18 protein-coding genes are annotated in these 21,987 nt (G+C 55.5%); 9 read left to right on the plus strand and 9 right to left on the minus strand.

Annotated elements, in window-relative coordinates; translation table 11 throughout:
* Window positions 1–21: 21 nt before the first annotated feature.
* A complete protein-coding gene (locus AC1XYH_RS09260) occupies window positions 22–939 on the minus strand; it encodes a 5'-nucleotidase (RefSeq protein WP_483322928.1) in 918 nt (305 codons plus the stop codon).
* A gap of 8 nt (window positions 940–947) precedes the next feature.
* Window positions 948–1,910, minus strand: a complete 963-nt coding sequence (locus AC1XYH_RS09265) for a putative 2-dehydropantoate 2-reductase (RefSeq protein ID WP_483322929.1) — start codon at window positions 1,908–1,910, stop codon at window positions 948–950.
* A 250-nt stretch (window positions 1,911–2,160) separates the two neighbouring features.
* Between AC1XYH_RS09265 and AC1XYH_RS09270 the strand changes: the two genes are divergently transcribed.
* Entirely contained in the window at window positions 2,161–3,243 is a 1,083-nt protein-coding gene (locus tag AC1XYH_RS09270; RefSeq protein WP_483322930.1) for a 3-deoxy-7-phosphoheptulonate synthase, read from the plus strand.
* A gap of 76 nt (window positions 3,244–3,319) precedes the next feature.
* Here AC1XYH_RS09270 and AC1XYH_RS09275 read toward each other — a convergent pair whose 3' ends face one another.
* Window positions 3,320–3,595 carry a GNAT family N-acetyltransferase gene (locus AC1XYH_RS09275; RefSeq protein ID WP_483322931.1) on the minus strand — a complete coding sequence of 92 codons (276 nt, stop codon included), beginning with the start codon at window positions 3,593–3,595 and terminating at the stop codon, window positions 3,320–3,322.
* Between the two features lie 100 nt (window positions 3,596–3,695).
* Window positions 3,696–5,096, minus strand: coding sequence for a GntP family permease (locus tag AC1XYH_RS09280; RefSeq protein WP_483322932.1), 1,401 nt, complete (start codon window positions 5,094–5,096; stop codon window positions 3,696–3,698).
* A 263-nt stretch (window positions 5,097–5,359) separates the two neighbouring features.
* Between AC1XYH_RS09280 and AC1XYH_RS09285 the strand changes: the two genes are divergently transcribed.
* Complete coding sequence (locus AC1XYH_RS09285) at window positions 5,360–5,614, plus strand: Lpp/OprI family alanine-zipper lipoprotein (RefSeq protein ID WP_483322933.1); 255 nt, start codon at window positions 5,360–5,362, stop codon at window positions 5,612–5,614.
* Window positions 5,615–5,639: 25 nt separating this feature from the next.
* Here AC1XYH_RS09285 and AC1XYH_RS09290 read toward each other — a convergent pair whose 3' ends face one another.
* Both AC1XYH_RS09290 and AC1XYH_RS09295 read right to left on the minus strand, forming a co-directional pair.
* Window positions 5,640–6,578: a L,D-transpeptidase family protein gene (locus tag AC1XYH_RS09290; RefSeq protein WP_483322934.1), complete on the minus strand. Its 939-nt coding sequence runs from the start codon at window positions 6,576–6,578 to the stop codon at window positions 5,640–5,642.
* Window positions 6,579–6,946: 368 nt separating this feature from the next.
* The gene (locus tag AC1XYH_RS09295) at window positions 6,947–7,579 is read right to left on the minus strand and encodes an arylesterase (RefSeq protein ID WP_483322935.1); all 633 of its coding nucleotides are present in this window, start codon (window positions 7,577–7,579) and stop codon (window positions 6,947–6,949) included.
* 13 nt (window positions 7,580–7,592) lie between these two features.
* Between AC1XYH_RS09295 and AC1XYH_RS09300 the strand changes: the two genes are divergently transcribed.
* The 3 genes from AC1XYH_RS09300 to greB are packed head-to-tail and all read left to right on the plus strand — an operon-like array spanning window position 7,593 to window position 11,267.
* Window positions 7,593–8,273, plus strand: coding sequence for an ABC transporter ATP-binding protein (locus AC1XYH_RS09300; RefSeq protein ID WP_483322936.1), 681 nt, complete (start codon window positions 7,593–7,595; stop codon window positions 8,271–8,273).
* Window positions 8,270–10,771, plus strand: a complete 2,502-nt coding sequence (locus tag AC1XYH_RS09305; RefSeq protein WP_483322937.1) for an ABC transporter permease — start codon at window positions 8,270–8,272, stop codon at window positions 10,769–10,771. The genes AC1XYH_RS09300 and AC1XYH_RS09305 overlap by 4 nt, the downstream gene beginning before the upstream one ends.
* A gap of 1 nt (window position 10,772) precedes the next feature.
* A complete protein-coding gene (greB, locus tag AC1XYH_RS09310; RefSeq protein ID WP_483322938.1) occupies window positions 10,773–11,267 on the plus strand; it encodes a transcription elongation factor GreB in 495 nt (164 codons plus the stop codon).
* Between the two features lie 24 nt (window positions 11,268–11,291).
* Here the strand turns inward: greB and AC1XYH_RS09315 are convergent, their stop codons facing one another.
* Complete coding sequence (locus tag AC1XYH_RS09315) at window positions 11,292–13,190, minus strand: cation:proton antiporter (RefSeq protein ID WP_483322939.1); 1,899 nt, start codon at window positions 13,188–13,190, stop codon at window positions 11,292–11,294.
* 112 nt (window positions 13,191–13,302) lie between these two features.
* A complete protein-coding gene (locus AC1XYH_RS09320) occupies window positions 13,303–14,253 on the minus strand; it encodes a glutathione S-transferase family protein (RefSeq protein ID WP_483322940.1) in 951 nt (316 codons plus the stop codon).
* 143 nt (window positions 14,254–14,396) lie between these two features.
* Here AC1XYH_RS09320 and AC1XYH_RS09325 point away from each other — a divergent pair, with 143 nt between their 5' ends.
* The 4 genes from AC1XYH_RS09325 to dacB all read left to right on the plus strand — a co-directional run bounded on the left by AC1XYH_RS09325 (window position 14,397) and on the right by dacB (window position 19,685).
* The gene (locus tag AC1XYH_RS09325; protein WP_483322941.1) at window positions 14,397–16,100 is read left to right on the plus strand and encodes a DEAD/DEAH box helicase; all 1,704 of its coding nucleotides are present in this window, start codon (window positions 14,397–14,399) and stop codon (window positions 16,098–16,100) included.
* Window positions 16,101–16,111: 11 nt separating this feature from the next.
* The gene (locus AC1XYH_RS09330; RefSeq protein ID WP_483322942.1) at window positions 16,112–16,909 is read left to right on the plus strand and encodes a TatD family hydrolase; all 798 of its coding nucleotides are present in this window, start codon (window positions 16,112–16,114) and stop codon (window positions 16,907–16,909) included.
* Window positions 16,910–16,955: 46 nt separating this feature from the next.
* Window positions 16,956–18,086: a cache domain-containing protein gene (locus AC1XYH_RS09335; protein WP_483322943.1), complete on the plus strand. Its 1,131-nt coding sequence runs from the start codon at window positions 16,956–16,958 to the stop codon at window positions 18,084–18,086.
* Window positions 18,087–18,212: 126 nt separating this feature from the next.
* Window positions 18,213–19,685: a D-alanyl-D-alanine carboxypeptidase/D-alanyl-D-alanine endopeptidase gene (gene dacB, locus AC1XYH_RS09340; protein ID WP_483322944.1), complete on the plus strand. Its 1,473-nt coding sequence runs from the start codon at window positions 18,213–18,215 to the stop codon at window positions 19,683–19,685.
* Window positions 19,686–19,751: 66 nt separating this feature from the next.
* On the opposite strand, the gene rlmKL is transcribed toward dacB, so the two are convergent.
* Window positions 19,752–21,950, minus strand: a complete 2,199-nt coding sequence (gene rlmKL, locus AC1XYH_RS09345; protein ID WP_483322945.1) for a bifunctional 23S rRNA (guanine(2069)-N(7))-methyltransferase RlmK/23S rRNA (guanine(2445)-N(2))-methyltransferase RlmL — start codon at window positions 21,948–21,950, stop codon at window positions 19,752–19,754.
* Window positions 21,951–21,987: the final 37 nt, after the last annotated feature.

Raw genomic sequence — 21,987 nt, forward strand, 5'->3', positions numbered from 1 at the left:
CAGACAGTTACAAAGACAACCTCAATTAGACTCCCGAGTCTGGAGATTGCTTATTCCGTGGGGTACGTGGCCAGTCGGTACCACACCGACCGCTCGTTGGCAGTGGCCCTCCTGATCATCAAAGAACAGATCGGCACCAAAGGCCTGTAGAAACTCCGATTTATCCAAACCACCAAGAAACAGTGACTCGTCCAGACGAATATCCCATTCACGTAGGGTGCGTATCACCCGCTCGTGCGCTGGCGCGCTGCGGGCAGTGAACAAAGCCGTGCGAATGGGGCAGCGTTCCTCTGCAAACTCGGTCTGAATTTTGTTGAGAGCAGCCAGAAAAGCCTTGAAAGGCCCGCCACCCATTGGCTGTCTCGCGGCAGCCTGCTCGCTGGCCTGAAAGGCCGCCAAACCATCGCGCTGAAATACCTGTTCCGACTCATCAGAAAACAACACGGCATCGCCATCAAAAGCGATTCGCAGCTCATCGCGGGTTTCACGACGAAGGCCTGAAGGAAGAATGGTCGCGGCGGCAAAACCGGCATCCAGCGTTGCGCGCACGTCTTCAGCGTGGGTAGACAGAAACAGGTGGCAGCCAAAAGCAGGAATATAGATGAAGGGGCTACGACCACCGGCAAACGCCGCGCGGGTAATGCCCAATTGATAGTGCTGGATCGAGTTAAATACCCGCAGGCCCGTGTCCGCGCTGTTACGCGATAGCAGTACCACCTCTACCCTGCTATCACCCTCAAGCAAGCTATTGATGTGCAATAGCTTTTGTACCAGCGCGAAAGCCTCGCCGGGTTCTAGCGGCGAGTCCTCTCGGGCTATCTGATACTTGCGATACGCTTCCAGCCCTTCACTTTCATAGACCTGATGGCTTTCATCCAGATCAAACAGCGCTCTCGATGAAATGGCGATGACCAGTTTGTCACCGAGTAGCGCGGGCATGGGCGTCCTTATTTAGCTTGGTCAGCGTTGAGATAACCGTTCTGGATGAACGTTAATTGATCCAACAATGCCTCGGTTTTGGGCATGCTGCAACCGGCGGCCTTGGCCTGGCTCAGCATCTCACCGTACAGGCTGTCGAGTTCCATCGGCCGTTTGTGTAACCAGTCATGGTACATGCTGGGGTGGTAGTCCGGCATCATCGCCGTGCCAGCGAGGAGTTTCTGACCGATGCCATCCGGCATCTCTACTCCGCACGCCTTAGCTGCGCTGATCACCTCCTCCATCATGTCGCCAATCACTTTGCGGCTGGCATCGCTGGCTAGCAGCGCCTTGGTACCGGCATTCAACACCACAGAGGTGCCGTTGAACGGCGCGTTCCACACCAGTTTCTGCCAGCGCGCCGCATCCACACCCGGCAAAATGCGAGTGGGAATGCTGCCGGATTTGAGTAATTCTGCGCCTTCCTCAAGCAGCGCCTGTCGCGCGTCACCCGCAGCTGGGCCAGAGTGATAGCCAAGATCGATCATACCGTTGAATTGGTGCTTGATCAGGCCAGGGCCTTCACGAAACAGGCATACATAACAAAGGCCGCCAATAAGATGAACGCTGTCAGGCAGGAAGGGGCGCAGTTTGTCTTCGTTATTCAAACCATTCTGCAGCAGTACTACTTTGGCATCCGGTTTGGCTGCCTTCGCGATCAGCTCGCCCAAATCGTTACTCGTCGCCTTGGCGCCAACCAGGATCCAATCGCAGGGGGGCATGTCGGCCGCGTTCTTATAGGCCTGAACCGGGTGCAGGTGCAGCTGCTCATTGACCAAGCTGTTCACGGTAATGCCGTTCTCGACCACCGCGTCGTACTCGCTGCGCAGGAGAAAGTGCACATCGTTGCCGCCCTTTGCCAACATGGCGCCGTAAAAGCCGCCGATAGCGCCGGTGCCGATAATGCCGATGCGCGGTTTATTGTTTTCCATACGAGCCTCATTTGAGCGATGTTTTATTGGTGTGCGCTGATGGTAATGGCCCAAGCAACAGCAAGACAGTCAACAACACGACAAAGCCAAGCACCAATCGGAAAATAGTCAGCATAGCTGCTTATTAATTTTGTTTTTCAGGGTAATAGACAGTTGCGGGGTAGCCTAAGCGAGCAAGCTTGATTAAGCTGTGGAACTCTTTTTAAACGGCCGCAGCCAATTGCAGCCGGCACGACTTCCGGGATAAACGATGGCCGATTTACCAATTGATGATCTAAACGTCACCTCCAACGAAATTCTTATCAGCCCTGAACAGCTGAAAGCCAAAATTCCGATGAGCGAAGCGGCGCAGAAAACCGTGGTTGAAAGCCGCCAGGTGATCCGCGACATTCTTGATGGTAAGGACCACCGCCTGTTTATCGTGATCGGCCCTTGCTCCATCCACGACATTGAAGCAGCCAAGGATTACGCGGCGCGCCTCAAGGTGCTGGCTGAGGAAGTAAAAGACACCATCTATTTGGTTATGCGCGTGTACTTCGAAAAGCCGCGCACCACCGTAGGCTGGAAAGGTCTAATTAACGATCCTTACCTCGACGACTCTTTCAAAATTGAAGACGGCCTGCATATCGGTCGTCAACTGCTGCGTGACCTCGCTGAAATGGGTTTGCCTACTGCCACCGAAGCACTTGATCCGATCTCGCCACAGTATTTGCAGGACCTGATTTCCTGGTCAGCTATTGGCGCTCGTACTACTGAGTCGCAGACGCATCGCGAGATGTCGTCTGGTTTGTCTTCTGCTGTAGGTTTCAAGAACGGTACTGACGGCGGCCTCTCGGTTGCCATCAATGCGCTGCAATCAGTGTCCAGCCCGCACCGCTTCCTGGGCATCAATCAACAGGGCCAGGTTTCTATCGTCACCACTAAGGGTAACCCTTATGGTCACGTGGTGCTGCGCGGCGGTAATGGCAAACCTAACTACGATTCGGTCAGCGTTGCGCTGTGTGAAAAGGACCTGGAAAAAGCCTCGATCGCACCCAACATCATGGTCGACTGCAGCCACGCCAACTCCAACAAAGACCCCGGCCTACAGCCACTGGTTATGGATAACGTGGCAAACCAGATTCTGGAAGGCAACAATTCGATTATTGGCCTGATGGTAGAGAGCCACATCGGCTGGGGCAGCCAGTCGATCCCCAAAGATCTCTCGCAGCTGCAGTATGGCGTGTCGGTTACCGATGCCTGTATCGATTGGGACACAACCGTTACCAGCGTGCGCAGCATGAACGAGAAACTAAAAGATGTGCTGCCTAAACGTAACCGAACAATCGCTTGATTCATAGCGGTTGCAGCAACCATAAAAAACCGCCATTTGGCGGTTTTTTTATGCATCAAGATTTGTGCGAGAAAGCTTATTCGGCGTTAGCTGACTGGCGATCCATATACCATTCAACGTAAGAGCATGACGGTATTACCGTGTAGCCGTGGTCTTCTGCATAACGCAGGGCATGCTCGGTCAACTGCGCCGCTAACCCCTTGCCCCGCAATTCATTAGGCACGAACGTGCGATAGATATCGAGCGTCTGCTTACCCAAATCCATGTAGGCCAAATAAGCCTTTGCGCCCTCAACAACAACATAGAACTGCTTGCCTTCCTGATCGTGCTGGATGGTGGCGTTCGTATTCATTGTCAGTCTCCCAGGCTGCTGTATGTGCAATACACGAGTTATCCACTATAGACGTTGTTCGGGCGGAATGATTCCAACCCGAACAAAAAATAGTCGGGCATCAAGCCGGTGGATTAACCCCTACCCCCATCAACATGAGCACAGCGATGGATAGCAGACAGGCGATAACCGGAATAACCACCGTAACCACAAAGAGATTCTTATAAGCTTCTTTGTGGGTAAGGCCCATGATCATCAGGGTCGCGATCACCGCGCCGCAGTGCGGTAACGAATCCAGGCCGCCGGCAGCAATAGCTGCAATACGGTGCAGAATTTCCGGCTCAATCCCCATCTCCAGATATTTTGGAGCCAAGGTCTGCATGAATATTTGCAGACCACCGGAGGACGAACCGACAATCGCAGATACCACGCTAACCGACGCAAATACGGACAGCAGAGGCGGCATATCTACGTTAAGGATCCACTGCGCGAAATGAGCAAATCCAGCAGTCTGGGTTACCACACCACCAAAACCGATAACCGCAGCAGTGTTCAACAGCGGCATGATGGAATCATCTGCACCCTGACCAAATACCTGCGCAGCTTTACGGCGCAAGCTCGGAAACAACATCACGCAGGTCAGTGAGCCCAGGATCAATGCCATGCTGGGCCAGATGATTGGTTGTGAGGCGCTGAACAACAACACCTTGCCCATCAGGCTATCGCCGACAGTCCAGTCAGCCATGCCTAGCAACAAGCGTGGCAACATGATCACGCCCAACACCACAACCATGGGCACCATTGCCATCATCCAAGGCGGCGCTTCGGTGCTGTTGTCAGCCAATTGTTCCATACGCAGATCCTGAGCGTTCTCAACAAAACCTTCGCCCGACAACCTGGCCTTCTTCCACTCGTGCTCGACGTACCACATACCCAAGCCGCCCATCACCAGAGCAGCAAAGATGCCAATCCAGCCACCGGCGAATAAGTCGGTACCCAGCGAACTGGCCGCAATCACGTTGTGAATAGATGGGGTTCCCGGCAAGGCAGTCATCGTAAAGGTGCCTGCACCAATAGACGTCGCCGCTACCCATAGACGTTTGGGTAGATTAGCTTCACGCATTAACGTGATGCCCAGTGGATACATGGTGAACACCACCACAAAAACCACCACACCGCCGTAGGTTAGCAATGCGCAAACTACCATTCCCACTAGCAAAGTGTGCTTCACCCCAAGGCTACGGGTAATCGCCATAGCGATACTCTTGGCGGCCTGACTGGTCGCCATGACTTTGCCGAAAATCGCACCACAGAGAAATAGCAGGAAGAACTTGCCCGCGAAGGTAAAGGCGCCGAGAGCACCGAATGGGTAGAACTCCAGCAGTGTTTGCGACACCAACAAACCATTGGTCACCGCGACTACTAGCGCGCAAATCAAAGAAGCAATGAAGATGTTAATACCGCGCAAGGCCATAAAAATTAATAGCGCAAGGCCAGCTAACAAGCCGAAGTTTCCGAGCATGGTCAATCCTTATAGTTATTTTCCTGCGACACAGTACCTCAGCGGCTGGTCAAAACAAGCAAATAACCCGCAGATTAGACAGGTTGATTGTGGTCCATAAGGAGAGATTTATTGATGGCAGCCTTCCATACCTCAAGTCAGCTGCTACTATTAACAACGCTAGATAAGAACGCACTGCCAAGGGCCTGCGGAACTCAATAGTTATCAGCTGGTCTTTAGCAGTGCGTTCTTATAGCAAGGACTTTTACACTAAGGGGAAGTATATGAAAACTGCACTGAAAGTATCTGCTGTCGCTCTCGCCACATTGCTAGCTGCAGGTTGCAGCAACAGCATGGAAAAAGAAATGAGCGCTCGTGTAGCCGCTAACGAAAACGCAACTGCAAGCGCTCAAGCGCGTGCTGACGACGCTTACCGCAAAGCCGAAGAAGCACTATCTGCCGCCCAGCGCGCGCAGCAAACTGCTGATGAAGCAAACGAGCGCGCTATGCGTATGCTCGACAAGGCCAGCCAGAAGTAACAAGCCGGCCTGCGACCTGCCCGGTTCACATGGACCGGACAGGTTGTCCAATGACTCCAGGAATACCGCTTTCGGCATACACCAAATCACGTATCGCCTCCCAGTTCAGCTTGAACCCTCTTACCTTCTCACTTTGCTCAGCCAACAGCGCCTGAATTGCGCCCTGCTTGTCCAACGTGGATGGCATGCCCTGTTCATCCAGAGGCGTGTGGACCTCAAGGTAGAGTTCGCCATTGATCACCCCCAACTTGTAAGGCTGATTCACAATAGTCACCGTTGAACCCACGGGAACTTGCGGAAATAGTTCGGTAATGTCCTCGTTGCGCATACGGAAACAGCCGTGGCTAACGCGTGTACCTATACCGAAATTTTTGTTGGTGCCGTGAATCACATAGCCGCTCATGGCCAGATTCATCTTGAAGGGCCCCATTGGGTTATCCGGGCCTGGCGGAACGACTGAGGGCAAGGGGTCGCCATTAGCGGCGTGTTCTTCAAGAATCGATTTAGGCGGATACCAAGAAGGTTTTGCCTGCTTACGTAGAATACTCGTTTGCCCCAATGGCGATGACCAGCCCTCACGACCGATGCCAACAGGGTAGCTGGAAACAACCTCGCCCCCTTTATGGAAGTAGTACATGCGAAATTCGGGCAGGTTGATGACCACGCCTTCGCGCTCAGCGATGGGCAGAACATGCTCACCCGGCAAGGTAATTTCCGTCCCCTCGCCTGGCAACCAAGGATCAATTGCAGGATTGGCCGCAATCATCTCTAGATAGCCGTAGCCGAGCGAGCTGCCCAGATCAGCGAAAGTGTCTTCATAACGCGCTTTACGCGTTTCCACTTGACCAATCACATCCTGCTGCGGGCTTTGCAGCACAAAATCATTGGCCTGTACTAACCCAGCCGGGCATAACAAACCTGCGGCAAGAGCCAACGCTGTCAAGGTGGGACGAAATACACTCATGCATCAACTCCTGGTAAACAACATATTCATGACGACCTGCGAACTCTCGCCCTGCTCCTGTCGCGGCTGCTTCGTGCGGGCAGTTGGTTGCCGCACCCGCAGCTCAGTAGTCAATTGCAAGCAAGCAGGACACACCGCTGACATTATCTTCCTACTAACTTCACTATAAATGGGTTTAGACGGTAGCAAGTCGCCACACAAGGTGCGTTCGCGCGGTACATCAAGGCGCAAATTAATATCCACGAGATGAAGATGCCAAGGATCCTGCACGAACAGGTCCTGTTGCTCATCCTGTTCGACGATACACCAGCGCCTGGCAATCCAGGGCACACTTCCAGCCACAACGCTCTCCCTCTAATATGGACAGCTCAGGGCTGCTTAACAAGCCAGTCGCTAATAGGCGGCCAGGCATTTTCCAGAATCCCCGGTTGACCCTTGGCGTTGGGATGAATCCCGTCAGCCTGCACCAGCTCAGGAACACCCGCTACACCTTCCAGGACAAAGGGCACCAGAGTGACCTCCGGTTCGCTACCAAGGTCTCGATAAACCTGCTCGAACGCCTCGGTATAACGTACCCCATAATTCGGAGGAATACGCATGCCCATCAGAAGTACATCGGCGTCCGCGGCCAGAGCAGCATCAATCATCGCAGAAAGATTCTGTTGCATTTTATCCGGAGCCAAGCCGCGCAGACCATCATTACCGCCCAGTTCGATCACCACCAGGTCAGGCTGATGCACCTCAAGCAGGCGTGGCAAGCGGGCCAGGCCCCCAGCGGTCGTGTCTCCACTGACAGAAGCATTAACCACCGGCAACTCATACGAGTGTTCATGCAAACGTGCCTTTAACAGACTCACCCAACCGCGCTCGAGTTCCAGACCGAAAGCCGCGCTGATACTATCACCCACTATCAAAATACCCTGCGCGGCAGCAGGCGCACAGGTAAGCAATGTCATTAGTGACAACGGGATTGCCAACAGGCAGTTTTTCCAGGGTTTCATCAGGCCAGATACCATGTCAGACAGTGTGATAATCGCTCGCCACCTTAGCAAAATCGTGACCAGCTCGGAAGCAGAGCTAACCATTCTGGACAACGTCAGCTTGAGTATTGAGCGCGGCAGTAGCGTTGCCATTCTTGGCGCGTCAGGGTCTGGCAAGTCTACCTTGCTCAGCCTGCTGGCGGGGCTGGATTTGCCAAGCAGCGGTGAAGTGGAACTGGCTGGCAAGGCGCTGAACCAGTTAGATGAAGATCAACGCGCTGCATTGCGCGGCGAGCACGTTGGCTTCGTGTTCCAGTCATTCCAGTTGCTCGATAGCCTTACTGCGCTAGAGAACGTCATGCTGCCGTTGGAGTTGGCTGGGCGACGCGATGCTCGCAAACGCGCAACTGAGTTGCTGGAGCGGGTTGGTTTGGCTGCGCGCACCAGCCATTATCCGCAGCAATTGTCGGGCGGCGAGCAGCAACGTGTGGCTATCGCCCGCGCCTTCGCCAGCGAACCAGCGATCCTCTTCGCTGACGAACCTACCGGCAACCTCGATGCCGCCACCGGCGAGCGCATCACCGATCTGTTATTTGAGCTTAACCACCAGCAGCAGACCACCCTCGTATTGGTAACCCACGACGCCCGCCTTGCCGAGCGTTGCAGCAATACCCTGCAAATGCAGGCTGGCAAGTTGCTGGAGCCGGGCGCGTGAGCAGTTTCAGCACACCCACGCTGGCGCTGCGACTGCTCGGTCGTGAGTGGCGTTCCGGCGAGTTGCGAGTACTGGTACTGGCGCTGCTGATTGCCGTGACTATCAGCACTGCCATCAGCTTTTTCACCAATCGCATCGAGCGCAGCATGACCAGTCGGGCGGCAGAGTTTCTTGGCGCTGACATGGTCATCTCATCACGCAGCCCGCTGCCTGAGCTGTACGCGAGTGAAGCAGCTCAGCAAGGATTGCAGACTAGCGCTCAGCTGGGTTTTTCCAGCGTAATGGCAACCGATGCACAGATGCAGCTGAGCAGCGTCAAGGCCGTTACTGATGGTTACCCTCAACGCGGAGAGCTACGTATAGCCGACCAGCCTTTCGGCGAAGAGCGCAGCACCCAGAGCATTCCCGCACCTGGGGAGGTCTGGATTGAACCACGGTTGTTGAACCAGTTAGAGCTGCAAGTCGGCGACACCCTGGATGTCGGCTACACTAGCCTGCGCATCGGCGCACTGGTGACCCACGAACCGGACCGCGCTGGCGACTTTTACAGTCTGTCGCCCAGCGTGCTGATGAATTTAAGTGATCTTCCCGCCACCCGCATCGTGCAACCCGGCAGCAGGGTGACTTACAAACTTTTAATTAGCGGCAGTGAGCAAGCCCTGAGCGCCTACCGCGACTGGCTTGAACCTGTGCTTGATGTAAATCAGAAGCTGACCACGGTAGCCGATGACAACCGTCAGATTGGCAACGCATTAAGCCGTGCCAACCAGTTTCTTGGCCTTTCCAGCATCGCCGCTGTGGTGCTGGCCGGCGTAGCCGTCGCACTGTCCGCCGGACGTTTTGCGGTAAGACACTTTGACGCCAGCGCGCTGCTGCGCTGCATGGGCTTATCACGGCGGCAGGTGCTGAAGCTGTTTCTTTGTCAGCTATTGCTGCTTGGCGCACTGGCAACTCTCGCCGGATTATTGCTCGGCTGGCTGGTGCAGTGGGGGCTGATCGTACTGCTCAGTGACTTGCTACCGCCCGACCTTCCTGCGCCCGGCTTGAAACCACTGTGGATTGGTGCCGCGACCGGCTTCACCGCATTGATCGGCTTTGCCCTGCCACCACTGCTACGACTGGGCCGAGTCGCACCGTTACGCGTGCTGCGTCGGGATCTTGCGCCGATGCCTAGCAGCAGCTGGTTTATCTACGGGCTGGCGCTATTAGCACTCTGCCTCCTCATGTGGCAATTCACCGGCGACCTCAAACTTACCCTATCGATGGTCTTTGGCGGTGCCGCCGCAGCAGTAGTGATGGGGTTACTGGCGTGGCAACTGTTACGCGCCTTCGCCGGCCCCCTTGGGCGGACAGGATTGGCCTGGCGTCTGGGCAGTGGTGAACTGCTCAAGCAGCCCAGCGCGGCAGCGACGCAAATTCTGGCCTTCGGCTTGATTTTCATGAGCATGTTGGTAGTCATTATTCTGCGTACTGAGTTGCTCAGTACCTGGCAGGATCAACTGCCAGCCGACTCACCCAATCACTTTGCGCTCAACATACTGCCGGACGAAGCTGAGGCTTTCACTACGCAGTTAAATTCGATCGGCGCTGTCAGTGCACCACTCTACCCTGTCACTCCCGGGCGTTTGGTGAGCATCAATGAAATACCGGTTCGCGAACAAGTCACTAAGGAGAGCCAGGGCGAGCGCGCCATCAATCGTGATCTGAGCCTGACGTGGTCTGCTGAACTGGCTGCCGATAACCAGCTGCGTGAAGGACAGTGGTGGGCAACAGAAACAACGGATGGCGCGCTGGTCTCGATTGAAAGCGAACTTGCCGATAGCTTGGGTATCAAGCTGAATGACCAACTCGGCTTTGTCATCGCCGGACAATCCTTAGAGGCCCGCGTCAGCAGTATTCGCGAGGTCGAATGGGACAACTTTACGCCAAACTTCTACATGGTTTTTTCGCCCGGCAGCCTTAATGATCTGCCGGCCACCCTGCTGACCAGCTTTTATCTCCCTACCAGTGAACGTGACGCACTGAGGCAGTTGTCACGCGCTTTCCCTGCGATGACGTTGCTGGAAGTCGAGCCGATACTGGAACAGATCCGCAGTATTCTGGCGCAGGTCACTCTAGCCGTAGAGTACGTACTGATATTTGTTTTGCTAGCCGGTCTGACTGTGCTTTTCGCTGCGCTGCAATCGACGCTGGACCAGCGCTTGTATCAAGGTGCGCTACTGCGCACCCTTGGCGCGCAAAAAAGCTTACTGCGACGCGCCAATCGTCTGGAGTTCAGCCTGCTCGGCGCACTCGCTGGACTCATGGCGGTGGTTGCCAGTGAGCTCGCCACATGGGCGCTCTACCGCTTTGCCTTGGATCTCCCGTGGCAGCCTCACCTGATTTATTGGTTGCTAACGCCGCTGACTGCAGCACTACTTATTGGCGTGGCTGGAGCCTGGGGTACTCGCGCAGTGGTTAACCAGAGCCCCATGCGACTGATCAACCGGAGCCATTGAGATGAGCCGCTATCGCCCGCCGCGCAGTGCCGGCACTGCGCTGATTACCGCGGCCGGCGCTCAGCGCCTGCGTGAAGAGCTTGACCAACTCTGGCGAGTTAAACGCCCGGCGGTCACCCAAGCGGTCAGCGAAGCTGCTGCGCTCGGTGATCGCTCGGAGAACGCGGAGTACATTTACGGCAAAAAAATGCTGCGCGAAATCGACAGCCGCGTGCGTTTTCTGCGCAAACGATTGGAAGCTTTGAAGGTGGTTGAGCTACCGCCAAGCGACCCGGCAAAGATCTATTTCAGCGCTTGGGTTGAGCTGGAAGATGAAGACTGTAAAAGCCTGCAGCTGCGCATCGTAGGCCCGGACGAGATTGACCCGAAACAACAACACATCAGCATCGACAGTCCTATGGCTCGCGCTCTTCTGGGCAAGTCACTGGAAGATGAAATATGCGTACAAGCGCCCGGTGGTGAGCGCTTGTACTGGGTAACCGCTATACGTTATTAAGGCCGATTGCCCTTAACAGTTGGTTTAAACGGCATCGGGTAATTCAGGCTTGGCGTCTTTCTCAGTCTGCGCGTGCTCACGCTTGACCACCGCGGCCGCCTCAGCTGATTTTTCATCCTGCCCGGTTGCCAGATAAATAAGCGTCCAACCGGCTTCCGGCACTAGTTCCAATCCGGGGCTCAATACCCGCAAGCGTTTCTCCGGCGTGAGTGCAAGCAACGCAAAACGAGTTTTCCCGGCATCCTCTAGCCACTTCTCGTAGCTAAAGCCTTCACTCAAGGTGGTTGCCTTGAAATGCGCACCTTGGCTGATCAGGCTCGACAGCTTGCTGAAGGTGAGGCCTTCCTGTCCGAGCGGCAGCCCCTCGTGTTTCGAGGAAATTTGCATTCGTTGGTTGGCGCCAGCGCGTTCATTACGCACGGTAAAAATGCGATGAGCCTGGAAATCCCGGCGAAAATGCTGATTCAACAACGCATTCCATTCACGTTCAGGCGTGAGTGTCAGCAAGGTCCCAAGTCCTGTCAGGTCCAAATTGCTGTCGACCGTCGCCGATAACGGGTTACCGCGCATAGTACGTAGTCCTTTCATACGCGCCTGACGAATCGAATCCCAATGGGTATCAACCACCAACAGCGGCACTTCAAGCCGTTGCAGCACTTCACCCAGCGCGCGCGACACCTGATTGGCACCGATCAGCAAGATGCCGCGGCGCTCGGGCTCTGTAACTTTCAGCAGGCCAGCCACTGTTCGCGCGGTGGCACTCTGGAACACCACTGTGCCGATAATGACCGCAAACGTGAGTGCACTGATCAGGGCAGCATCTTCGTAGCCGGCTTGTTCAAGGCGCAGCGCAAAAAACGCAGAGACCGCTGCTGCAACGATACCCCGAGGGCCTACCCACGCAACCATCGTGCGCTCCTGCCAGGTCAGCTCGCTGCCGATGCTACTAATCCACACTGCCAGCGGGCGTGCGACAAACTGGATCACCAACAACAGCGCCAGCGCAGGCAAACCCAACGCCAGCAGGGCATCCAGATCCAACCGCGCGGCCAGCAAGATAAACAGTCCGGAAATGAGCAACACCGACAGATGTTCCTTGAACACCAGAATTTCTTCGATATCGATGCCTTTGGCGTTGGCCAGCCAAATACCCATGATCGTCACCGTCAACAAGCCGGACTCATGCACTATATGGTTGGATAACGAGAACATCACCAATACCAGCGTGAGTGCCGCGAGCACCTCCAGGTACTCCGGAATCCAATGCCGGCGCATAGCCGTGGCCATCAGATGACCACCGGCTATGCCCGCGATCGTACCAATACCTATGACCTGGACAAAGATAGCCAAACTGGCCAGGAAAGCATTGTGGCCAGCGGCCTGCGACATGATCCAGCCGTAAACAAGTACGGCCAGCAGTGCGCCGATAGGGTCAATCAGAATCCCTTCCCAGCGCAACACCTTGGAGATGCGCGGCGTAGCGCGCAGCGTACGCAACATGGGTACAACCACGGTCGGACCAGTAACTACTACCAGCGCACCGAAAAGCGCTGAAAGCGCCACATCCAGGCCAATCAGCCAATAGCAGGCCACGCTGATTACACCCCAGGTAATTAGCGCGCCTATGGTGACCAGACGGCGAACCATTCCGCCGGTTTCTTTTAACTGGTCAAATTTAAGCGTCAGGCTACCTTCAAACAAAATCAGCGCAACACACAGCGAGACAATGGGAAATAGCAAGTCGCCCAGAAATTCATCCGGTGAGATCAACCCAAGCACGGGACCAAAAAGAATGCCGCTGAGCAGCAAAAACAAAATGGCCGGCAACCGCAGGCGCCAAGCCATCAATTGGCAGATCAAACTAACCAGCGCAATACCCGCCAGCGTTAGCGCTGGGGGAATCAGGTTGTCTGGATTAATCACAGCACCTCCAAGGTACAGGCAGACCACAAACGGAAGACTTCTTGTATTTATTGCGGCGCTTCACCAGCGCTGCGGCGCGCTATGTTAGCAGCACGGGACCTTTAGAACAGCGCTAGTTTTGCCCTGGCAAATACGCCCTGTCGTGCGGTTGCCTTAAATCCTGCCCCATTCCCAAGGGTACTATGCGGGTCGGATTGATGGTGTCGTGGCTGTAATAATAGTGCTGCTTGATGTGTTCGTAATTCACCGTTTGCGCCACGCCCGGCCACTGGTAAAGCTCACGCAGATATCCCGACAGGTGCGGGTAATCCTGAATACGGCGAATATTGCATTTGAAGTGGCCGTGATACACCGGATCAAAGCGCACCAGGGTGGTGAACAATCGCCAATCCGCTTCAGTAATACGTTCTCCCGTCAGATAACGCCGTGCTGCCAGCCGCTCATCAACCCAATCAAGCGCGGCGAACAGCGGCAAACACGCTTCTTCGTAAGCCTGTTGTGTAGTGGCAAATCCTGCCTTGTACACGCCGTTGTTGATATCGTGATAAACCCGCTCGTTGATATTATCGATTTCATCACGCAAGGGTTGCGGATAGTAATCATCATGGTTGCCGGTCAACGAGTTGAATGCACTATTGAACAACCGCAGTATCTCGGCTGATTCATTGTTGACGATGCTTTCGCTTTGCTTATCCCAAAGCACGGGCACCGTCACTCGACCGCTATAATCGGACTTGGCTCGAGTGTAGAGCTGATGATGAAACTCAAAACCGTACAGCGGCTCCGGTGGCTCGTAGTGCCAACCCTGCTTCAACATGTGCGGGTGAGTGACGGTGACACTGATATGCGGTTCCAAGCCTTTCAGCGTGCGCATGATCAGCGTACGGTGGGCCCAAGGGCAGGCCAGAGATACATACAAGTGATAACGGTTCGAGGCTGGCGGATAGCGCAAACCTTCGCCTATCTGCTCTCTAAAGCCCGCATCCTCGCGCTTAAACGCTCCGCCAGTCGACTCGGTGTCGTACCATTCGTCGCGCCAATTACCCTTTATCAAGCGCCCCATAAGCTCGTCCTCTCTTAGCTGTTCGGCCTTTAGCCTGCCATTTCATTCGAGCAATGAACAGAGCGGCAAAAAAGGCTGCGGCAATTTCCCCACAAACCGCGTATAATGCTCGATCTACATATCCCCCAAGGTTTACTTCACGTATGTCCGATACCGCTCCGGCGGCCAAGCAGTTTGCCGATCTCGGCTTGCCTGCTCCGCTTCTCGAGGCTCTAAACAGCCTCGGATATGAAACACCCTCCCCTATTCAGGCTGAGGCCATCCCTACCCTGCTCAACGGTGAAGACCTGCTTGGTCTGGCGCAAACCGGCACGGGTAAGACTGCTGCCTTTGCTCTGCCCGTACTCGCAGGCATCGACGTTAGCCTGCGCGCTACCCAGGCATTGATCCTCACGCCAACGCGTGAGCTGGCACTGCAAGTCGCTGAGGCTTTCCAGCGCTACGCGCAGAACATGCGCGGCTTTTCCGTTCTGGCGCTCTATGGCGGCTCTCCTTTTGCCCCACAGTTCAAAGCTCTGGAGCGCGGTGCGCATGTCGTCGTTGCTACGCCCGGTCGTTTGACTGACCACTTGCGCCGTCGCAGCCTCAAGCTGCAAGACCTGCGCTTTTTGGTGCTAGACGAAGCCGACGAAATGCTCAAGATGGGCTTTGCTGACGACCTGGAAGCGGTGTTCCAGGAAGTACCTGAGCAGACGCAAAAAGCTCTGTTCTCGGCAACCATGCCAGCGGCCGTGCGCACTGTTGCGCGAAAGCACATGAAAGACCCGAAGGAAATCCGCCTGCACAGCGGTTCCAGCAGCAGCTTGGACACTATTACCCAGAAAGTATGGGAAGTATCCAACCACCACAAATTAGACGCCATGACTCGCCTGCTCGAAGTTGAGCCAGTAGAGGCCATGATCGTTTTCGTGCGCACCAAGACAGCCAGTCTTGAATTGGCAGAGCGCCTGGAAGCCCGTGGTTTTGCCGCCGCTGCGCTGAATGGTGATCTGAGCCAACAACTGCGCGAGCAGGTAGTCGATCGCATCAAGCGTGGCTTGATCGACATTATTGTGGCAACTGACGTCGCCGCTCGCGGTCTGGACGTGGAGCGCGTTACCCACGTACTCAACTACGACCTGCCACACGACAGCGAAAGCTACGTGCACCGCATCGGTCGTACTGGCCGCGCCGGTCGCCAAGGCACCGCGATTCTGTTCGCCACGCCACGCGAGCGTCGTTTGCTGCACGTACTGGAAAAGGCCACTGGACAGAAGATCGAGCCACAAGCTCTGCCATCCGCTGATGCGGTACGCAGCGGTCGCTTGAGCAAACTGGCCACTCGCTTGAATAAAGCGCGTGAAAATTCCAGCGTGCTGCACCAGCAACTGGTAACCGATCTGCAGGAACTAACCAGCCTCGATGCGACTGAACTTGCCGCAGCGCTGCTCTCGATTCTGCCAAGTGCCAAGACGCTGCTGGAGCCAGTTACTGAGCTGCCAAGCGCACCTGCTCGCCAGGAAAACCAGTTTGATCGTGACAGCGGTCTGACCCGTTATAAAGTACAGGGCGGTCGCAAGAGCGGTCTGATGCCTAAGCCGTTGGTTGATGTATTGGTCAAGGTTGGCAAGATGCAACGTCAGCAGATCGGTCACATCAAGATGTTCCCTGAGCATACTGGTGTTTACCTGCCGCAGCTTGATCAGGACATCCTCAACAAACTGGCTGGTGCCGAGATCAATGGTGTGCCTCTGCAGATTCGTGCATGGCCGCTGCCACCCGGTGAAGTTGAATCACCGCCGGCGCGCAAACCCAAGCGCGAATTCGCTAGCAAGCCACGCGCAGCCAAGCCCCCACGCAAGGACTGAGCTGTCGCGCCATGGATTGGATCGATATTGGCGTCAACCTGACTGACAAGGCCTTTGCCGAGGACCGCTCCGCTGTATTGGAGCGTGCCTGGCAGGCCGACATCAGTCAGATGCTGCTGACCACTACCTCACTCGATCATGCCGACCAGGTACTCGAGTACTGCGCAGAATTTCCCCAGCGCCTGTTTGCCACTGCCGGCGTGCACCCGCACGAAGCCCGTCATTGGAATGCTGAAAGCACTCAACAACTTCGACATTTGAGCCAACAACCAGCGGTAAAAGCGATTGGTGAATGCGGCTTGGATTTTAACCGCGACTTCTCTCCCCGCCCTGCACAAATCAAAGCACTGGAAGACCAACTGGCTATAGCAGCTGAAAGCGGTCTGCCGGTTTTTCTGCATGAACGGGACGCCAGCGAAACCCTGCTAGCTTTGCTGCGCGACTTTCGTGATCAACTCAGCGGAGCCGTCGTGCATTGTTTTACCGCTGACCAGAAAGCGCTTTACGCCTACCTGGATCTCGACTTGCATATCGGCATTACTGGCTGGATCTGTGATGAGCGACGCGGCACCCATTTACATCCGCTGATGCGCGACATCCCGGCTGGCCGCCTGATGCTGGAGACCGATGCACCCTGGCTTTTGCCGCGCAGCATGGCAAGCAAGCCTAAAAGTCGCCGCAACGAACCGGCGTTCCTGGTCGAAGTAGCGCAATGCGTTGCCCAATGCCGCGACGAATCCTTGCAGCAATTGGCCGACCACACGACCAATACCGCACGAAGTCTGTTTGCCCTACCAATACCGGAGTAATGGTCTATATTGGCCTCATCCCGACAGGTAGTAAAACAGGAGCCTCATGCCGGACGATCCAGGAAGGAAGTCTGCAGACAAACCCTATCGATTGTCAGCGCTTTTCACCCTCACCGCACTGCTACTTACCGTTACGCTGCTGACGCTGTTTCAATACCAACAGCTGTCACGCATCATGCTGTCGACCGGCGACGAGCTATTTGAGCGGCTGAGCCTGCAGGTTGAAACTCAGCTGGAAAATATGTACCAACCACCCAGCCAAGCCTTGAGCTTACTGAGTCTCGGCAACCTCCCGCACACAGACACGCTCGCTCAGCGCTTACCGCACCTGCAATCTTTCGCTCAAGTGCTACGGGACAATCCGCAACTCAACTCCGTGTACATTGGCTGGCCCGATGGCGACTACCTGATGCTGCGCCCGCTTGACGTGACTGAAAACCAAAATCGTTTTGATGCACCAGAACTAGCACGCTGGATGGCTTGGCATGTGCAAAGCGAGGCGGGACAACGGCATGTAACTTATCTATTCATCAACCAACAGCTCGACATCATCGAAGCACGCCTGATGGCCGACGACGGCTTTGACCCTCGCCAACGCCCTTGGTACGTTGAAGCCACCCGCGTAAATGAGCAAATTGTCACCCTACCCTACGTATTTTTCTCTACCCACGAATTCGGTAGCACGTTAGCCAAGCGAGCAATCAACGGCGCAGTTCTCGGTGCCGACCTGACTCTTGGCAAGCTATCGGAAACCTTACATCAACAGAAGATCACGGATTCCTCACAACTGTTAATTTACACTGGAGACGGCACTGTACTTGCCTACCAGGATGTGCAGCGACTACTGCATACCGCCCAAGGTAGCAGTCTCAGTTTAAAACGCTTCAACCAGTTAGGCAGCACCCTGCTAGCCACCCTGGCAATCGATGGCTACCACCAGGAGCGGCGCATAACCCGCGAGATGGAAGGCCGTCGCTGGATTATCCAGCAGCGCCGAATAAGCTTGCGCGGTGCGCCTGAAACCTACCTGGCTGTACTGGTACCAGAAGATGAGCTGCTAGCCGATGCCTACCGGATTCGCAGCGAAAGCATCTGGATATCCCTGACGATCTGTCTGGTATTGCTGCCTATTTTATGGTTCTCTGGGCGTATTCGTCGCAAGACGAGATCAGAATAAAACCAATATAACAATTTACTTTAAGTACTTGGCGTAAGCTGTTATTTGAGTAATTATGCGCCGTCAAGGGAATGAACGGAAACGCCACAGCTTTCTGCCACCTCGATCCCTACGGAGCTGGTCTTCATGTCTACCCGATTCAAACGCACCCTGCTCTGCCTCGTACCCGTATTGGGTTTACTTGCCAATCCTGTTGCATTCGCTGCTGACAGTGGCCCCTTACCAACCAAGGTAAGCTCTGCGCTGGCCGCTGCGAAGATACCTAATGGCGCACTGTCGCTGGCGGTTATTCCGTTGGAAGGCCAAGGTTTGCCGCAGTTCGTCAACGCTGACGTACCGGTCAACCCCGCATCCACCATGAAACTGATCACTACCTACGCGGCGCTTGAGATACTGGGGCCGACCTACAAGTGGCGCAGCGATCTATTTGTCGATGGCCCCGTTGTGAACGGCACCTTGCAAGGGGATTTAATCTTCCGCAGTGGCGGCGATCCCAAGCTGACCATCGAGCGCATGTGGCTGATGATGCGCGACCTCAAGGCGGCGGGTGTAAGAGACATTACCGGCGAGCTGGTGCTGCAGCCCGCCGACATGCGTTTCCCCAGCGACATACCGCCTTTTATGGATGATGGTGGCGATCCCAATAAACCGTTTTTAGTTGAGCCAGACCCGCTGCTGACCAACCTTAAACTGTTTGTGCTCAGCAGCTATGGTGAGCAGAACGGCGTGCGTATCAATCTTGAACCCAAACTGCCGGAAGTCACCATCGACAACCAGCTAACCGTGCTGCCGCCTACCCGCTCCTGCCCCCGTCCGAATGTGGCCTATAACATCCAGGACAGCGGCTACCAAGCGACCATCACCCTGACGGGCAGTTTGCATGAAGGATGTATTGCTCAACGTTACCTCTCTGCGCTTACCGCCACGACATACACCGCAAGCACTTTGCGTACACTGTGGAAAGACATGGGCGGCACCATCGCTGGCGGTACGCGTATTGGTCGGGCGCCAGCCAGCTCCAGACTGGTTTCGCAAAGTGCCTCCCCAGACTTGGTGGAAGTAGTACGCGACATCAACAAATACAGTAACAACACCATGGCCCGTCAGTTATTCCTGACCATAGGACGTGACCAACGCACGCCCGCAGACCGCGACGACCATAAATCCGCCGTACGGGTGATCAACCAATGGTTGTCTGAAAAAGGCATCTACCCTACCGGCCTGGTGCTGGAAAATGGTGCCGGGCTGTCACGTATGGAGCGCCTCACCGCGCGAGATATGGCCAAGCTGCTGCAGGCCGCGTGGGCTAGCCCATATCGCGCCGAGTTCATTGCCTCTATGCCATTGGCCGCGATGGATGGCACCATGCGTCGGCGTTTGCGCAACACACCTGTTGCCGGGCAAGCGCACGTAAAAACCGGCTCCCTGCGCAACGTCAAAGCGATTGCCGGGATCACTCGCGACAACAATGGTCAAAGCTGGGCGGTCACCGCTATCGTCAACCACACCTCTGCCGGGATCAGTGGTCAGGCACTGGATTTAGTGCTGCAAGACGTTTACCGCCGCGGCCCAACCGATATCGCAAGCCACGCGCAGTAAGGGGCTTGGCACAAACAATAAGGGCGCCTAATCGGCGCCTTTATTGTTTGTGCATCTCTCACCTAATCAGCCGAGGCGACTAATCCGCCAGGTCTTATGAATCCGCGTATTACGTTGAAAATCCTTGTCCAGCGTCTGCGCTGAAATATCCTCAACCTGATACGTCTCTTCGACCGTTTTATCCATACGGAAGCGGCGGAAGTTGTTTGAAAAGTAAATCACCCCGCCCGGAGCCAGCCGCGCCATTGCCAGCTCTATTAAGCGCGGGTGGTCACGTTGCACGTCAAAAATATCGTCCAACCGCTTTGAATTCGAGAAGGTCGGTGGGTCAATGAAGATCAAGTCGTAGCTCTGCTGATCTTCTACCAGCCATTCCATCACGTCGGCGCGTTCCAGCTTGTGCAGATCCGACAGGCCATTCAGTGACAGGTTGCGCCGCGCCCAGTCCAAATAGGTTTTGGATAGATCTACGCTGGTGGTCGTGCGAGCCCCCCCAGCGGCTGCATGCACACTAGCCGTTGCGGTATAACAGAACAGATTAAGAAAACGCTTACCGCGCGACTCCTGCGCGATACGCAGTCGGATTGGCCGGTGATCAAGAAATAGCCCAGTGTCGAGATAATCAGTCAAATTGACCAACATACGCACCTGACCCTCATGCACGGTAAGGAACTCACCACGCTGTGCCATCCGCTGATACTGCTGCTTGCCGGCTTGGCGTAGACGTTGTTTAAACACCACCTTGCTCTCTGGAATACCCAGTACCTGCGGAATCGCAGATAACACATCCTGCAACCTGGCTTGAGCTTTATCTTCACTGATGGTTGCGGGCGCCGCATATTCCTGCACATGCACCCAGTCGGCATAAATATCGACAGCTACAGCAAACTCGGGCATATCAGCGTCGTACACGCGATAGCACTCGATTTCCTGCTGACGAGCCCACTTGCCAAGCAGCTTGAGATTCTTTTTCAATCGGTTGGCAAACATCTGTGCTGACTCACTCAACCGAGCTGTAGCCACAGGCGCGGCTGCGTTGTCCTGCTGGCCGATCTTGTCCGCCTGCGGTGCAGGTACAGGTGCCCGAGTAATAAACCGCTCTGGCGCCAAATCCATCAGCAAGAGTTTGCAAGGCAAAGCGCCGTTGAACAGGTTGTACTGCTTGTGGCTACGGATGCCCATGCGTTTGCCGAGGTCCTGGTTACCGGTAAAGATAGCCGCCTGCCAGCCCATACATTGCTCACGTAGCACTTCACCCAACTTCTGATACAGATAGACCAGACTCGCCGTATCGCCCAGCCGCTCGCCGTAGGGAGGGTTACAGACGATAAGGCCCTGTTGCCCCCTATCCGGGCTCGGAGCAAAGGTCGCCAGCTCCCCTTGATACACCTTGACCCACTCGGTCACCCCTGCACGCTGAATGTTATTGCGCACCGGCTGCAGCAGCCGCGGATCTGCTTCGTAGCCGCGAATCCACACAGGCGGCTTAGCCAACCCCTTTTCGGCGCGGTACTGCGCTTCGCTCATCAGCCGCTCCCAGATGGCCGGCACATGCTTCAGCCAACGGCTGAAACCCCAACGCTCGCGCTGCAGGTTGGGCGCAACGTCCGCTGCCATCAGCGCGGCTTCAACCAGAAAGGTGCCTGAACCACACATAGGATCAGCCAGCGCCGCGCCTTCTTCAGCCAGCTTTGGCCAACCGCTGCGAATAAGAATAGCGGCAGCCAGGTTCTCTTTAAGTGGCGCCGCACCCTGCTGCAGACGGTAGCCACGTTGATGCAGGCTGACGCCGGATAAATCCAGTGCAACCTGCACTTCACTGCGACGACAATGCACGTTGATGCGCAGATCAGGTTGCACCTTCTCCACGCTAGGGCGGGTGCCATCAGCCTGTCGAAGCTGATCGACAATCGCATCCTTGACCTTGAGCGCACCAAAGTGCGTGTTGTCGATTCCCGGTAAGCTGCCAGTAAAGTCGATGGACAGGCTACCATCAGCGCGCAGGTGCTGCGCCCATACAGTTTCTTGGATACCGTCATACATATCCTGTGCACTTTCCGCCGGAAAACGGTTCAGCACCATGAGCACGCGGTTGGCCAGACGCGACCAAAGGCAGATGCGGTAGCCTAGCTCCATGTCGCCCTGGACCTCGATGCCAGTGACGGTTTCGCGGGCAGAATCAGCCCCCAGCGCGAGCACTTCGTCACGCAACAAGCCCTCCACGCCTTTCGGACAGGTAACAAAAAATTCAAGGGTCTCGCGCATGTCTTTGATTTCCGAAAAAAGGTGACGGTTATATTTC

Source organism: Pseudomonas sp. GW-45 (genome assembly GCF_056896675.1).